Consider the following 15,115-nt stretch of genomic DNA (forward strand, 5'->3'; position numbering starts at 1 on the left):
GATCGCCGGGAGAGTCGGGAGTCGGCCCGGCGACCCCACCACGGGGCCGCCGGGCTCCGGCTCAGAGCGTGACGGTCCGCCCCGACGACGCCGACTCCAGGACGGCCTCGGCCACCTCGAGGGTGCGCAGACCCTCCTCCATCGTCACGACGTCGTGGCGGATCCCCCGGACGGCGTCCCGGAACGCCTCGTGCTCGACCCGCAGGGGCTCGCGCTTCGCGAACGCATAGCGCGTGATGTCGCCCTCGGACACGCCGCGGAACGCCGAGACGGCCTCCCACTCGGTCGGGATGACGCCGTTGGCGTAGAAGGTGAGGTCGGCCGTGCCCGTGTCGGCGACGAACGCGCCCCGCTCGCCCGTGACGATCGTGACGCGCTCCTTCATCGGGGAGAGCCAGTTGACGACGTGGTTGGTCACGACGCCGTTCTCCAGACGACCTGTCGCGGTGACCATGTCCTCGTGCGGGCGCCCGCTGCGGTGCGTGGTCTGCGCGGCGACCGCACGGTAGGAGCTCTGGGCGACCCAGGCCGTGAGGTCGATGTCGTGCGTGCCGAGATCCTTCACCACGCCGACGTCGGCGATGCGCGCCGGGAACGGCCCCTGCCGTCGGGTCGCGATCTGGTAGACCTCCCCGAGCTCGCCCGCCTCCATGCGGCGACGCAGCTCCTGGAGCGCCGGGTTGAACCGCTCGATGTGCCCGACCGCGCCGACGAGCCCGGCCGCGGCGAACGCCTCGGCGACCTTGCGACCGGCCTCGCTCGTGGCCGCGATGGGCTTCTCCACGAGGGTGTGGACGCCCGCGGCGGCGAGGGCCAGCGCGATCTCCTCGTGGTACACGGTCGGGACGGCGACGACGGCCATCTCGATGCCGGCGTCGATCAGTCCGCCGACGTCGGGCAGCACCGGGAGGTCCCCCGCCACGCCGTACGGGTCTCCGCCGGGGTCAGCGACGGCGACGAGGTCGACGCCGTCGATCTCGCGGAGCACCCGGGCATGGTGCCGTCCCATCGCTCCGAGCCCGATCAGGCCCGCACGCAGGTCTGCCATCACGCACCTGCCTTCACGACGGTGTTGACCGCGGTGACGATGCGCTCGAGGTCGCCCTGCGTGAGCGACGGGTGCACCGGGAGGGAGATCACCTGCTGCGCCGCGATCTCGGTCTCGGGCAGGTCGAGGCCGGGCGCGAAGTGCTTCAGGCTCTCGAGGCGGTGGTTCGGGATCGGGTAGTAGACCCCGGAACCCACGCCGTGCTCCTCGCGGAGAGCCGTCACCACACGGTCACGGTCGTCGGCGACGCGGATCGTGTACTGGTGGTAGACGTGCACCGCCCCGTCCGCGACCGGCGGGGTGACGACCCCCTCGAGGTTCTCGGACAGGAAGGCCGCGTTGCGCTGGCGGTCCGCCGTCCAGCCCTGGACCTTGGTGAGCTGCACGCGGCCGATCGCCGCGTGGACGTCCGTCATGCGGGCGTTGAAGCCGACGACCTCGTTGGCGTACTGGCGCTCCATGCCCTGGTTGCGCAGCAGGCGGACGTTGCGCGCGATCTCGTCGGTCGCGCACGAGACCATGCCGCCCTCGCCCGACGTCATGTTCTTCGTCGGGTAGAGGCTGAACATGGCGAACGCGCCGAACGAGCCCACCGGTCGTCCGTCCAGGGTCGCCCCGTGCGCCTGCGCGGCGTCCTCGAACAGGAGCAGACCGTGCTCGTCCGCCAGGGCGCCCAGCGCCGTCATGTCTGCCGGGTGCCCGTAGAGGTGCACCGGCATGATCGCCTTGGTGCGCTCCGTGATCGCGTCCCGCACCGCGTCGGGAGCGAGGCAGAACTGGTCCGGCTCGATGTCGGCGAAGACCGGCGTCGCACCGGTCAGCGCGACCGAGTTGGCGGTCGCCGCGAACGTGAAGGACGGGACGATCACCTCGTCGCCGGGACCGACGCCCGCGGCGAGGAGGCCGAGGTGCAGCCCCGAGGTCCCGGAGTTCACCGCGACGCACGTGCGCCCGCCGACGAGCACCTCGGCGAACTCCTGCTCGAACGCGGCGACCTCGGGGCCCTGCGCGATCATCCCGCTGCGCAGGACGCGGTCCACGGCCGCGCGCTCGTCGTCCCCGACGATCGGCTTCGCCGCGGGGATCAGTGTCTGGCTCATTCGGCCGCAACCTCTCTGATGGTCTCGTCGTGCTCTTCGTAGCGCGCGCCCGTCACCGGGCACACCCAGTGCTCACCGTCGTGCTGCAACGGCTCTCCTGCACGTCCCACCCACCCGACGCGCCGCGCAGGGACCCCGACGACGATCGCGTGGTCGGGGACGTCCCTCGTCACGACCGCGCCCGCGGCCACCGTGGCCCACGCGCCGATCGTCACCGGAGCGACGCACACTGCCCGGGCACCGATCGCGGCGCCCTCGCCGATCGTCACCCCGACCGCGTGCCAGTCGTCCGCGCTCTTGAGCGACCCGTCAGGGTTCACGGCGCGGGGGTAGGTGTCGTTGGTGAGCACGACGGCCGGGCCGATGAACACCCCGTCGGCGAGCGAGGCCGGTTCGTACACGAGCGCGTAGTTCTGCACCTTGCAGTTCTTGCCCATCTGCACTCCGGTCCCGATGTAGGCGCCTCGTCCGACGACGCACGACTCCCCCATCGACACCCCCTCGCGCACCTGGGCGAGGTGCCAGATCTGGCTCCCGTCACCGATCGACGCGCCGTCCGCGACATCGGCGCTGGGGGCGATGCGGACTCCCATGCAGGCTCCTTCGGTGTCTGAGGTGGACGGTCCCGCGTCGGGCGCGGGCGTCGCGTCGGCAAGGTTACCTGGCCACGGAACCCGGCTTCGAGCGCCGAAGGTCCCGAGTCCCGTCGGCGGGCTGCAACAATGGACACCATGCACGAACCGGACGCGGCGACGCGTGGTCGCCCGCGCGCCGCGGCCGTCGGACCCGTCGACGACGCCTGCCTCGTCGTCCCCCTGTACAACGAGGGCGCGGTGGTGGCCGGCGTGGTCGAGAACGCGCTCGCCACGTTCCCCCACGTCGTCTGCGTCGACGACGGGAGCTCGGACGACTCCGTCCGACGCGCCGCCGAGGCCGGCGCCACGGTCCTGCGGCACGCCGTGAACCTCGGCCAGGGCGCCGCCCTGCAGACCGGGATCGAGTACGCCCGCGACCTCCCGGGAGTCCGGTACCTCGTCACGTTCGACGCAGACGGCCAGCACCAGGTGGAGGACGCCGCCGCCATGGTCGACCTGGCTCGGCGCGAGGACGTCGCGATCGTCTTCGGGTCCCGCTTCCTCGACGCCCGTACCCGGCCCGGGCTCCTCAAGCGCGTCGTCCTGCGCACCGCGGTCTGGTTCACGAACCGGAGCACCGGCCTACGGCTCACCGACGCCCACAACGGGCTGCGGGTCATCCGGGTCGACGCGGCGCGCCAGGTCGAGCTGCGCCAGGACCGCATGGCGCACGCGAGCGAGATCGTGCTCCAGCTCGGACGCACAGGTCTCCCCTGGCGCGAGTACCCGGTGCACGTCCTCTACACGGACTACTCGCGGGCCAAGGGGCAGTCGCTGTGGAACTCCGTGAACATCCTGGTCGACCTCGTGTTCAAGTAGACGGGAGCCGCACATGCTCATCCAGATCGTCCTCGTCGTCGCCATCGCCGTGGTCACGGTCCTGCTCACCCGCTCCACGGTCGACGCGCGGCACCAGGCGATCCGCCGCCTGCTGCTCGTCGGGTTCGTCGTGGTCGCCGGGCTCTCCGTCCTGTTCCCCGAATGGCTCACCCGCCTGGCCAACCTGCTCGACGTGGGACGCGGGACCGACCTCCTCCTCTACGCCCTCGTCATCGCGTTCGTGAGCTACATCGCCACGAGCCACCGACGCGCGAATGCTCTCGCCCGCAAGATCACGCTGCTGACGCGCGAGCTGAGCCTCGCGGAGGCACGGCTCAGCCGGGTCGACGCATCGGTCGACGAGCTCGAGCAGCGCGACGGACAGGGCGGCCGGCCGGACGCGCCGCCCGCCGGCTGACCGATCGGTCCTCGTACCCGTCCGCGCCTGCACAACTCCTCCACCCCGCGAGCCCGTAGCCCGCGCGGCCAGGTCGCACGGCGCGCCTATGCTCGACTCCCGTGACAGCCCGTTCCCGTGCCCAGACCCGCGATGCGGCGGCCGACAAGCCGTCGCGCGGTCCGGCGCACGCGCGGGCGATGAGGACCCACGGGGTTGCCCGAACCGTCGGGCTCGTCGCCACGGCAGTGCTCGCGTTCGGCGCGGTCGGCGGAGCCGCAGCGGTGACGAACATCCAAGGGAACATCGCTCCCTCGGACGGGCTCGAGCTCCTCACGGACCGACCTGAGCAGCCCGCCCCGGACCCGAGCGACCCCAACGCCGGGAAGCCGCTCAACATCCTCGTGATGGGGTCCGACGAGCGCGGCGGCGAGAACGGCCACGAGGTCGCGGGCGTCGAGGGGATGCGCTCGGACACCACGATCCTCGTGCACGTGTCGGCCGACCGGACGCGCGTGGAGATGATCTCGATCCCCCGTGACTCGCGCGTCGACGTCCCGGCGTGCCAGACGACGAACGGCAGGACGACCGCGCCGGCGAACACGCGCTTCAACGCCGCGTTCGCGAACGGCGCGACCGTCGGCGGCGACGTCGACTCGGCCGCGGCGTGCACGACCCAGACCGTCGAGAGCCTGACCGACGTGTTCGTCGACGGCTTCGTCGTGGTCGACTTCGCGGGTTTCCAGAACATGGTCACGGCGATCGGGGGCGTCCCCCTGTGCATCCCTGAGGCGATCGACTCGCCCAAGGCGGACCTTCGGCTCGACGCGGGGATGCAGACGCTCGACGGCGCCCAGGCGCTCGGGTTCGCGCGGGCCCGCTACGGCGTGGGCGACGGGTCGGACCTCAGCCGTATCGGCCGCCAGCAGCAGCTCCTCGCCGCGACGGTGAACCAGGTGCTCTCGAAGAACGTGCTCTCGGACCTCGGCCAGATCTACGGGTTCGTCGACGCGGGCACCAGGTCGCTGACCATGAGTGCCAACCTGTCGTCGATCCCGAGCCTCGCCGGGCTCGCCTTCAGCCTCAAGGGCGCGACGAGTGGCAACATCACCTTCATGACCGTCCCGAACACGGCAGACCCGCAGAATCCCGACGCGACGGTCGTCTGGACCCCGGAGGCCGACGAGCTGTGGGCGAAGGTGCGGGCCGACGAGCCCGTCGTCGCCCCGTCGCCGGAAGGGCCCGCGGTCGGTTCCGACGCCGCCACGGACGACACCGCTCCGTCGTCGGGCACCGAAGAGACCCCCGTGGGGACCGGCGAGGCCACGCCGGAACCGGCTCCGGTGCAGACGAAGGAAGCCGGCAAGGAGGCGTTCTCCGCCGCCGACGAGACCGCCCAGTGCGGGTGACGCCATGACCGACCCGTCGCGCGACCCCCGGTCGCTCCCCCCGAGCTTCACGCCCCAGGGCGGTCGCGCCCCGCGGCCGTCGTCGGTCGACGACGCGATCGCCGTGGGCAACAGCGGACGTGGCCAGGCGCGGCCCCGGCCCGCCGTGCCCGACGACGCGGTGCGCCTCGAGCCACGCATCAAACGCCAGTCGTCGCGCGAGATCCCCGTGACCCCGGCGCGCAAGGGCACGCCCCCACCAGCACCTCCGGCGCGCAGCGCCCGGCCCCGTGCGGCCTCGTCGGCGTCGGCCCTCCCGCCGTCGGTCGCTCCGTCCCGCCAGCCTCGTCAGGCGGCGACGGCGGCACCTCCGCGCGTCTCGTCGTCGCCCCACGCGGGTGCGCAGGCCGTGCCCACGACGACGCGGAGCCGTCCTGGCGCGGCGCCGCGGCCGAGCGCCGGCCGACCCGGTGGCGGGGGTGGGCGACCGCCGTCGGGCACGGGGACCCCACGAACCGGCGGGGGCGGATTCCGCGTCCGCAAGGGCCGCGTCGTCGGGCTCGTGGCCTGCGTCGTGATCGTCGCGCTCCTCGCCTGGCCGGTCGGCCTGCTCATCTGGGCGAACGGCAAGATCCAGCACGTCGAGGCCCTCTCCGGTGCGCCCGGCACGCCCGGGAGCACCTACCTCCTCGCGGGCTCCGACGCGCGCGGCGAGGGCATCAGCGAGGACGGCACCGAGGGCGCGCGCACGGACACGATCATGGTCCTGCACGCCCCGCCGAGCGGCCCGGTCGCGCTCATCAGCCTGCCGCGCGACACGTACGCGGAGATCCCCGGCAACGGCGCGAGCAAGCTCAACTCGGCCTACTCGTGGGGCGGCCCGCCGCTGCTCGTGCAGACCGTGGAGCAGCTCACCGGCCTCACCGTCGACCACTACGTCGAGGTCGGGTTCGGCGGGGTCGAGGGCATCGTCGACGCCGTCGGCGGCGTCGAGCTGTGCCTCGACTACGACGTGAACGACGAGCGCAGCGAGCTCGTCTGGACCGCAGGGTGCCACGTCGCCGACGGCCGCACCGCGCTCGCGTTCTCGCGGATGCGCTACTCCGACCCGAAGGGCGACATCGGGCGGGCCGAGCGCCAGCGCCAGGTCATCGGCGCCATCAGCTCGAAGGCGGCGAACCCGAGCATCCTGTTCCGCCCGGGCGACCAGGTCTCGCTGCTGGACTCGGGCCTCGGGGCGCTCACCGTCGACCAGAGCACCGGCATCGTGGACCTCGGCAAGCTCGCCCTCGCGTTCCGCAAGGCCAACGGCCCCGAGGGCATCACGGGCACGCCGCCGATCTCGAACCCCGACTACCGGCCGGGCGGCAACGTCGGGTCCACCGTGCAGCTGGACCCCGAGACCGTGGGTCAGTTCTGGGTCGACATCCGTGACGGCAACCTCGCCCCGGGCCAGGTCGGCGGTCTGCCGCAGTAGCGGCCGTCACCACCACCCGGTCGCGACGCCGAACCGCTCGTCGAAGACCGGGCTGAGCGTCACGGCGTAAGTCGCCGTCAGATGGTTGTCGTCGCGGTAGACGAACCGGTTGCCCTGGACGGGCCGGCAAACACGGTCCGGGCAGAGGACGTCGTTGAAGTCGAGGATCGTCGTGTTCCACAGCTCCTGCACGGCGTCGAGCGAAGGGTCCACGTCGTCCAGGACGTCCTCCCATGCCACGGCGCACTCGTCCGAGTCCGAGCCGTGGACGGCGGCGCACTCGGGCATCCAGAACGGCAACCACGGGTTGTCCCGGATGGCGACGACCGGGATGTCGTCCTGCGCGAGCCGCTCCCAGGCGCGGACGTACTCGTCCGGGACCGTCTCGCGAGACCCGTCCGACATCGTCGGACGCGTCGAGGTCGTGATGACGACGTCAGGTTCGACCGACAGGACGTAGTCCATCGCCTCGCGCTGCCAGGTCGCGCACTCACCGTCGCCGACGCTGTCCTCGGGGTCGAGGAAGAGGCATCCCGCCTTGAGGACGGGGACGACGCGAAAGCCGCGACGCTCGGCGATCGGTTCGAGCGCGGCGAACCAGTGCTCGCTGTGCGACGCGCCGACCAGCGCGACGACCGTCGTGGCGTCCTCCGGTCCGTACGAGCAGCGCTTGACGTCGCTCTCCCTGTTCCCCGTCATGCAGCCGTCCGGGACGACCCGCGACGTGTCCTCGGCCACCGTCTCCACGGCTGGTACCGGGTCGGCGGTCGCCGCCGCGTACGCGCCCGGCTCGAGGACGGAGAGCGCCCCGGGGTAGGCGGCGACGTCGGCGTCCTGCACGGTGCTCTGGTACGAGCGCTGGATCGACAGGACGTGGGCGTTCCACACGAGCGGGGCGATCGCCACGGTCGCGGTGACCGCGACGACGAGAGGACGGAGCGCCCACCGAGGAGGCCGCGCGGGCGTGGCGTCCCGGACGTCTCGGGGGTCTCGGGGGTCTCGACGGAGCACGTCCTCGACGAGGTGCTTCGTCAGAACCGCCAGCACGGCTGCGAGGCCGAGCACGGCGACGCCCGCGAGCCAGCCCACAGGCCGGTCGCGGAGGACGATCGTGAACACGAGCACGGGCCAGTGCCACAGGTAGAAGGCGTACGCGTACCCGCCGGCCCGGGCGACCGGAGACCGCGCGAGGAGGCGCGAGACCGACCACGCGTCTGCGACGGCGATCCCGCGAGGGCCGGGCGCTCCCGCGACGACGACGAGCGCGGCGCCCGCGAGGGGCACGAGGGTGGCGGGACCGGGGAAGAGAGCTGCGCCGTCCACGAGGACGCCGCTCGCGACGACGAGGGCGAGCCCGGCCCAGCCCGCGACGAGTCCCCACGCACCGGGCAGCCGCACGCGCGTGACCAGGAGCGCGAGCAGAGCACCCGCGAGGTACTCCCACGCGCGGGCGAACGTGTCGTAGTAGGCGGTCGCCTGGTCGGCGCGCACCGCGACCACGGCATAGGCGAACGAGGCGACGGCCGCGGCCAGCACGGTCGCGTGCACGATCATCAGGCGTCTCGCGACCGCTGCGCGACCGGCTGACCACCAGACGAGGAGGAGAAGGATCGGTAGCCCGACGAAGAGCTGCCCCTGGACGGAGAGGGACCAGACGTGCTGCAAGGGGCTCTGTCCTACGTCCGCCGCGCCGTACGCCTGCTCCGCGGCGGCCAGCCGCCAGTTCTCGGCGTAGAGCAGGGACCCGAGCACGTCGCCCGAGACCCCCGTCCACCGGGTGCGCGGGAGGAGCACCGCGCTCGCGACGAGCACCGCGGCGAGCACCAGGACGAGCGCGGGCAGGAGCCGGCGGGCGAGCCGCGGGAGGTACGTCCGCAGTCGCACGGGCGTCCCGCGGGCGAACGAGCGGAGCAGTCCCCCGGCGACGAAGAATCCCGAGAGCATGAGGAAGACGTCCACCCCGCCCGAGACGCGGTGGACCCACACGTGGTAGACGGCGACGAGCACGACGGCGAGCGCCCGCAGGCCGTCGAGGTCGTGCCGGTACGGCGCGGCTGCGCCCGTCGACCGGCCGGCCGCACCCGGCCGCGCATGACGGGGTGGAGCCGTCGGCCGGGTCGGGCCGTGGGCGTGCGCGCCCGTGCCGACGGGTCCGGTCATCACGGCTCTCCCTGTCGCGTGGTCGTCGTCGCGCGGTCGGTCCACGGCGACAGTTCGTCCTCGAGGAACGGGGCGAGCGAGCGCGCGTAGTCCCACGTGAGGTGGTTGTCGTCGAGGAAGACGTGCACGTTCCCCACCACCGGGACGCACCACCCGTCGGGGCACACGGCTGCGGAGAGGTCGACGAGCACCGACCCGTCCCCCACCCTGAGGTCTTCTGCGGGGTTCCGTGCGGCGGAGCGGGACGCGAGGTCGAGGCGGCACGCGTCCGCGTCGGGACCGTGCTGCTCGGCGCAGACGAACATGTCCGTCGAGAACCGCGGGTTGTCCCGGACCCCGAGGAGCGCGACCCCCGCGTCGGCGAGCGTGTCGACGGCCTCCTGGAGGCCGACGACGACGGACTCGCCCGGGCCGTCGACCTCGGCGGCCGTGGTGACGGTGAAGACCGCGTCCGGACCGAGCCCGAGGACGTAGTCGAGCACCTGCTCGTTCCACTCCTGGCACGGGTGGCCCGCGGTGCCGAAGGAGCATCCCCCGTACAGGACCGACACGAGGGTCCAGCTCTCCCGCTCGGCGACGGGGATCAGCGCCCCCATGAACTGTTCGCTGTGCGAGTCGCCCACCACCACGACCGTCGGTCCCTGAGGTTCCGGGGGCACGAGCTGCCCGCACCGCTTCGCGAGCTCCGCGACGTCGGGCGCGAACGGACCCGAGCACCGCTCGGCGAGCGACACCCACTGGGCGTCGAGCGCCGTCGCCGCGGGGACGGGAGGTGCGGTCGGGTCCGACGCGTCCTGGTACCCCGGCAGGAGCACGCGCGCCCCCGGGTTGTCGGCCGAGGCTCCCGCCAGCGCCTCGGCGGCCCGCGCCCGCTCGGCCGACTGCCAGGTGCCGAGGGGCACGGCCACGACCACGACCGCGACGAGCACGGCGACCGCACCGCGCCACGGGACGGTGCGCGCCCACGCCAGGTCCCGGACGGGGCGTTCGACGAGCGTGGTGAGGATGCGGGCGAGGACGAGGGAGACGACCACGATCACCGCACCCTCGTGCCAGGACGGGACCTGACGTCCGGTGACCACCCGCCACGTGATGAGCAGGGGCCAGTGCACGAGGTAGAGGGCGTACGCGTCCCGACCGAGCGACCGCAGCACCGGGTGCGCGAGCGCGTTGCCCACGGCCCACGGGTGCGCGGACGTGCCGGCGACGATGACGGCTGCGGCCGCCAGGGTGGGCCACAGCGCGAAGTATCCCGGGAACCCGCCCTGGACGTCGAGCACGAGTCCGCAGGTCACGATCAGGGCGAGCCCCACCCAGCCGACGACCACGGCGGCCCGGGCGGGAAGCCGGACGAACGGCAGCACCACCGCCACGAGGGAGCCGAGGGCGAACTCCCACAGTCGCGTCCGGGTGTCGAAGTAGGCGAGCCCTTGGTTCGACGCCGTCTCGACGACGGAGAAGGCCAACGACGCCACGAACACGGCCCCGAACACCGTCAGGAGCACCGGGGTGACGGAGACCCGCATGCGCCGGACGACGAGTCCGGACAGGAGCAGGAGGAGCGGCCAGAGGACGAAGACCTGACCCTGGACCGAGAGCGACCAGTAGTGCTGCAGCGGGCTCGCGGCCGCGCCGTCGCGGGCGTAATAGTCCACGGCCTCGCGCGCGAGCTCCCAGTTCTGCACGTAGCCCAGCGACGCCCAGGTCTGCGTCCAGACCGACGGCCACGACGACGGCGGGTAGAGCAGGTACGCGGTCCCGAGGACACCGAGGAGCACCACCGCCGAGACGGGGACGAGCCGCTTGAACGTGCGCGCCCAGTACGCCCCGACGGCGACCCCGCGCCCGGCGCTCAGACGACGCGCGAACGACCCGGTGAGGAAGAACGCCGAGAGCATGAGGAACACGTCCACGCCGCCCGACACCCGGCCGAGCCAGACGTGGTAGACGACCACCAGCAGGATCGCGACGGCTCGGAGCCCGTCGAGGTCGTAGCGGTAGCCCTCGCGCGAGGCCGCGGTCCGGGGGCGTGCGTGCCGTCGGACAGCACCGGCCGCCGTCGCACCAGCCTCGGGGGTCACGTCGGACGGCGCCGTCGGCGCGCCAGGCTCCTGCAGTGCTGCCACGTGAAACTGCTCCGGGTGGGTGTCAGACCGACCCGCCACGGACCGTCGTCGGTCCAGCCCCCTGCGTCGCGAGACGCGCCCGCAGGCTAACCCGACAACCGCCCGCCGCAGAAACCCGCGGCGCGCCGGTCAGGCGCCGAAGCCCGTGCGCTGCTCCCCGGACCGCGACGCGCGCAGGCGCGCACCCTTCGCGCGCGCCTGGTCGCCCAGGTCCGCCTGGAAGGCGACCATCCTGTCCCGCAGGCGCGCGGCGTCGTCGTCGGTCCCCGCCGCGAGGATGCGCGCGGCGAGCAGGCCCGCGTTGCGCGCCCCGCCGACGGAGACCGTCGCGACGGGGACGCCCGCGGGCATCTGGACGATCGACAGGAGCGAGTCCATGCCGTCGAGGTGGCGCAGCGGCACGGGGACGCCGATCACCGGCAGCGGCGTCACGGCGGCGAGCATGCCCGGCAGGTGTGCTGCTCCCCCGGCGCCGGCGACGATCACGCGCAGGCCGCGCTCGGCGGCGGTGCGGCCGTAGTCGATCATCTCGACGGGCATGCGGTGCGCGGAGACGACGTCGACCTCGACGGGCACGTCGAACTCGGCGAGCGCGTCGGCCGCGGCCTCCATGACGGGCCAGTCGGAGTCCGACCCCATGACGATGCCGACGACAGGGTTCTCGCTCATGCTCGCTCCTCGTTCTCGGGGTCCTCGTCGGTGCTCGCGGGACGCTCGCCCCGCAGGATCGCCGCTGCGGCCAGGGCCCGACGCCGGACCTCGTCCAGGTCGTCGCCGCTCACGTTCACGTGGCCCAGCTTGCGCCCGGGGCGCACGCCCTTGCCGTAGAGGTTGACCCTCGCGTCGGGGAACGCGGCGAGGACGGCGGGCAGCGCGTCGGTCAGCTCGCCGAGCGTCGAGCCGAGCACGTTCGCCATGACGGTCCAGCGGGCCGTGGCCGTCGTGTCACCGAGCGGCAGGTCCAGCACGGCGCGCAGGTGCTGCTCGAACTGGCTGGTCACCGCCCCGTCGATGGTCCAGTGCCCGGAGTTGTGGGGGCGCATCGCGAGCTCGTTGACCAGCACGCGCGGCCCGTCCTCGCCCGCGACCTCGAACATCTCGACCGCGAGCACCCCGGTGACGCCGAGGCCCTCGGCGATCCGGACCGCCGCGTCGCGAGCGCGCTCCGCCTCGGCGTCGGTGAGCCCGGGCGCGGGCGCGACCACCTCCGCGCACACGCCGTCGCGCTGGATCGACTCGACCACGGGCCAGGTCCGCACCTCGCCGCGTCCGTCGGGTCCGCCGGACGGACGCCGCGCGACGAGCACCGCGAGCTCGCGGGTGAACGGCACCTTCTCCTCGACGAGCAGCTCGGGGCCGCCTGCGGCGGCCGCCTCGATCCACTCGGCGACCTGCTCGGGGCCGCCCGCGGCGACCGAGACGACCCGGACGCCCTTGCCGTCGTACCCGCCGCGCGCCGTCTTCACGACGGCCTCGCCCCCGACCTCGGCGAGGAAGTCCGCGAGAGCCGTGCGGGCGGCGTCGGGCGCGGTGGGGAGCGCGGCCCAGCGCGGGCAGGGCACGCCGAGCTCGGTCAGCCGACGCCGCATGACGATCTTGTCCTGCGCGTGCACGAGCGCGTCGGGGCCCGGGCGCACGGGGGTGCCGTGCTCGAGGAGATCGGTGAGCAGCGCGTTCGGGACGTGCTCGTGCTCGAACGTGAGGACCGCCGCGGGCTCGCCGACGGCGGGGGCGATGAGGGAGCGGATCGCGGCCTCGTCGGACGCGACGCCCACGGGCGCGTCGACCACGACCTGGGCCGCGGACGAGTCCGGGGCCTCGACGAGCACGCGCAGGTGCACCCCGAGCTCTCCGGCGGCGGGGGCCATCATGCGCGCGAGCTGTCCTCCGCCGACCACGGCGATCACTGGGGCTGCCACGTGGACCCACCCTAGTGCCTCGGTGCCGCGGGACCGCGCGGGGACCGGACTCCGGACTCGTCGGGGCCGTCGGGCCCGTGCCCGGCGGCCGCGCCGGCACCCGGGCGACGCTCAGGAGCGCCCGGTAGCCTCGGAGGGTGACGAGCGACCTGGACCGCCGGGCGGAGGCGGACGCAGCGACTCTGCCGCGCCGCGAGCGCGTCCTCGCCCGGGTGCGCGAGCTCGCGAAGTTCGGGTCCGTCGGCGCGGTCGCCTACGTCGTCGACCTCGGCCTGTTCAACCTGCTCAGCTTCGGACCGGGCGAGGTCCTCGGGCACAAGCCGCTCACCGCCAAGATCGTTTCCGTCGCGGTCGCGACGCTCGTCGCGTGGGTCGGCAACCGCTACTGGACGTTCTCGACGCGCCGGACGCAGACACGCGGCCGCGAGCTCGCGGCCTTCGTCGTCGTCAACGTGGGCGGCATGCTCATCGCGGTCGGCTGCCTCGCGATCTCCACGTACGCGCTCGGGCTTACGTCGCCGCTCGCCAAGAACGTCTCCGCGAACGTCGTCGGGCTCGCGCTCGGCACGGCGTTCCGCTACGTCGCCTACCGTCGCCTCGTGTTCACGGGCGACCGGGCGCGGGACGACGTCGCCCCCCAGGGGTCCGAGACGCGCTGACCGGTCCTGCCCGGGGCGAGACCCGCGTCAGCCGCGACGTCGACGACGTCGGCCGTGCGCGGAGACCGCGACCCCCGTCGGCAGGACGACGCGCGGGTCGAGGCGCCGCGGCACGCCCGCGAGGAAGAGCGCGAACACCGCGGGCCGACGCTGGGCGAGCTCGAGCCGGCCGCCGTCGGACGCCGCGAGGTCGCGCGCGAGCGCGAGCCCGAGGCCCGTCCCGGCCCCGGAGGTCACCTCGCGCTCGAAGATGCGGGGGGCGAGGTCGTCGGGCACGCCCGCGCCCTCGTCCGACACCTCCGTGACGATCGCGCCGCTCGTGCCGGACGGGCGCGCGCGGACCGTCGTCGTCCCGCCGCCGTGCTTGAGCGAGTTCTCGATGAGCGTCGCCAGGACCTGCGCGAGCGCCCCGGGCGTCGCGAGCACCTGGTACTCCGCGGGGACGTCGACGACGAGCTCCCGGCCCGCCTTCGCGAACGTCGGGACCCACTCCTCCTCCTGCTGGTGGACGACGTCGAGCAGGCTGACGGCCTCCGTCGTCCCGCCCTGCGCGCGCCGCGACGAGGCCAGGAGGTCGTCGACGACCCCGACGAGGCGCTCGACCTGCTCGAGCGAGATCCGGGCCTCCTCCTGCACGGCAGGGTCGTCCGACGCCATGGAGATCTCCTCGAGCCGCATGCTGAGCGCCGTGAGGGGCGTGCGGAGCTGGTGCGACGCGTCCGCGGCGAACTGGCGTTCCGCCGCGAGCCGGCCGGCGAGCCGGTCGGAGCTGCGCGCGAGCTCGGCGGCCACGAGGTCGATCTCCTCGACCCCCGACGGCTCGAGCCGTGGGCGCACCTGTCCCGAGCCGAGCTGCTCGGCGGACGCCGCGAGGTAGACCAGAGGCGCGGAGATGCGGTTCGCCTGCCACACCGCCATCCCGATGCCCGCGGCGAACGCGACGATGGCCGCGGCCACGACGAGCAGCACCACCTGCGCGGCCTGGATGTACGCGTCCCAGTAGGAGACGGTGAGCGTGACGAGCGCTCCCGACTCGGAGTGCAGCGGCTGCTCGATCCCCCGGCCGGTGATCTCCTCGCCGGCCGTGAGCACCGTGCCGTCGGGCAGGGTGACGTAGACCTGCGCCGGAGGGTCGCTCGCACGGGGCTGGACCGCGTCCGTGATGACGTAGTCCGGGATCTCGTCCCCCGCGGCGAGGCGGGCGTCGATCGAGCGCGAGAGGCGCTCGACGCGCGACGTGACGTCGTCTACCTCCCCCTGGAGCACGAACCGCGCGCCGTAGAAGGCCAGCGGGAACCCGAGGAGGATGACGGCGACGGCCACGGCCGCCACCGTCGCCTGCAGCATCCGACGCCGCACGCTGCTCCTCGCTCCCGTGTCCTCGTCC

Annotated in this window: 13 protein-coding genes; 5 read left to right on the top strand and 8 right to left on the bottom strand. The window is 73.6% G+C overall.

The window, feature by feature from the left end:
• Window positions 1-61: 61 nt before the first annotated feature.
• Genes NF338_RS06170 through NF338_RS06180 form a run of 3 tightly spaced genes read right to left on the bottom strand, consistent with a single transcriptional unit; the run spans window position 62 to window position 2,741 of the window.
• Window positions 62-1,048, bottom strand: a complete 987-nt coding sequence (locus tag NF338_RS06170) for a Gfo/Idh/MocA family protein (protein WP_264029969.1) — start codon at window positions 1,046-1,048, stop codon at window positions 62-64.
• Window positions 1,048-2,148, bottom strand: a complete 1,101-nt coding sequence (locus NF338_RS06175; RefSeq protein ID WP_264029970.1) for a DegT/DnrJ/EryC1/StrS family aminotransferase — start codon at window positions 2,146-2,148, stop codon at window positions 1,048-1,050. The genes NF338_RS06170 and NF338_RS06175 overlap by 1 nt, the downstream gene beginning before the upstream one ends.
• Window positions 2,145-2,741: an acyltransferase gene (locus NF338_RS06180; protein WP_264029971.1), complete on the bottom strand. Its 597-nt coding sequence runs from the start codon at window positions 2,739-2,741 to the stop codon at window positions 2,145-2,147. The genes NF338_RS06175 and NF338_RS06180 overlap by 4 nt, the downstream gene beginning before the upstream one ends.
• 138 nt (window positions 2,742-2,879) lie before the next feature.
• Between NF338_RS06180 and NF338_RS06185 the strand changes: the two genes are divergently transcribed.
• From NF338_RS06185 to NF338_RS06200, 4 genes are all read left to right on the top strand, one after another.
• Window positions 2,880-3,602, top strand: a complete 723-nt coding sequence (locus NF338_RS06185; protein ID WP_087472484.1) for a glycosyltransferase family 2 protein — start codon at window positions 2,880-2,882, stop codon at window positions 3,600-3,602.
• Between the two features lie 13 nt (window positions 3,603-3,615).
• Window positions 3,616-4,020: a DUF2304 domain-containing protein gene (locus NF338_RS06190; RefSeq protein ID WP_087469604.1), complete on the top strand. Its 405-nt coding sequence runs from the start codon at window positions 3,616-3,618 to the stop codon at window positions 4,018-4,020.
• A gap of 179 nt (window positions 4,021-4,199) precedes the next feature.
• On the top strand, window positions 4,200-5,408 hold the full coding sequence (locus NF338_RS06195) for an LCP family protein (protein ID WP_264029972.1): 1,209 nt from the start codon (window positions 4,200-4,202) through the stop codon (window positions 5,406-5,408).
• Window positions 5,409-5,949: 541 nt separating this feature from the next.
• Window positions 5,950-6,864: an LCP family protein gene (locus NF338_RS06200; RefSeq protein WP_264029973.1), complete on the top strand. Its 915-nt coding sequence runs from the start codon at window positions 5,950-5,952 to the stop codon at window positions 6,862-6,864.
• A gap of 6 nt (window positions 6,865-6,870) precedes the next feature.
• Here the strand turns inward: NF338_RS06200 and NF338_RS06205 are convergent, their stop codons facing one another.
• From NF338_RS06205 to NF338_RS06220, 4 genes are all read right to left on the bottom strand, one after another.
• Window positions 6,871-9,024: an acyltransferase family protein gene (locus NF338_RS06205; protein ID WP_264029974.1), complete on the bottom strand. Its 2,154-nt coding sequence runs from the start codon at window positions 9,022-9,024 to the stop codon at window positions 6,871-6,873.
• On the bottom strand, window positions 9,024-11,150 hold the full coding sequence (locus NF338_RS06210; protein WP_264029975.1) for an acyltransferase family protein: 2,127 nt from the start codon (window positions 11,148-11,150) through the stop codon (window positions 9,024-9,026). Before NF338_RS06210 ends, NF338_RS06205 begins: the two co-directional genes overlap by 1 nt.
• A 129-nt stretch (window positions 11,151-11,279) precedes the next feature.
• A complete protein-coding gene (gene purE / locus NF338_RS06215; RefSeq protein ID WP_264029976.1) occupies window positions 11,280-11,819 on the bottom strand; it encodes a 5-(carboxyamino)imidazole ribonucleotide mutase in 540 nt (179 codons plus the stop codon).
• Window positions 11,816-13,069 (bottom strand): 5-(carboxyamino)imidazole ribonucleotide synthase, encoded by a 1,254-nt coding sequence (locus NF338_RS06220; RefSeq protein ID WP_264029977.1) that lies wholly within the window; start codon window positions 13,067-13,069, stop codon window positions 11,816-11,818. The genes purE and NF338_RS06220 overlap by 4 nt, the downstream gene beginning before the upstream one ends.
• Before the next feature lie 137 nt (window positions 13,070-13,206).
• Between NF338_RS06220 and NF338_RS06225 the strand changes: the two genes are divergently transcribed.
• Window positions 13,207-13,728 (top strand): GtrA family protein, encoded by a 522-nt coding sequence (locus tag NF338_RS06225; protein WP_264029978.1) that lies wholly within the window; start codon window positions 13,207-13,209, stop codon window positions 13,726-13,728.
• A 27-nt stretch (window positions 13,729-13,755) separates the two neighbouring features.
• Here NF338_RS06225 and NF338_RS06230 read toward each other — a convergent pair whose 3' ends face one another.
• Window positions 13,756-15,087, bottom strand: coding sequence for an ATP-binding protein (locus NF338_RS06230; RefSeq protein WP_087469611.1), 1,332 nt, complete (start codon window positions 15,085-15,087; stop codon window positions 13,756-13,758).
• Between the last annotated feature and the right edge of the window lie 28 nt (window positions 15,088-15,115).

The sequence above is a fragment of the Cellulosimicrobium sp. SH8 genome, from assembly GCF_025818875.1.
GTDB lineage: Bacteria > Actinomycetota > Actinomycetes > Actinomycetales > Cellulomonadaceae > Cellulosimicrobium > Cellulosimicrobium cellulans_D.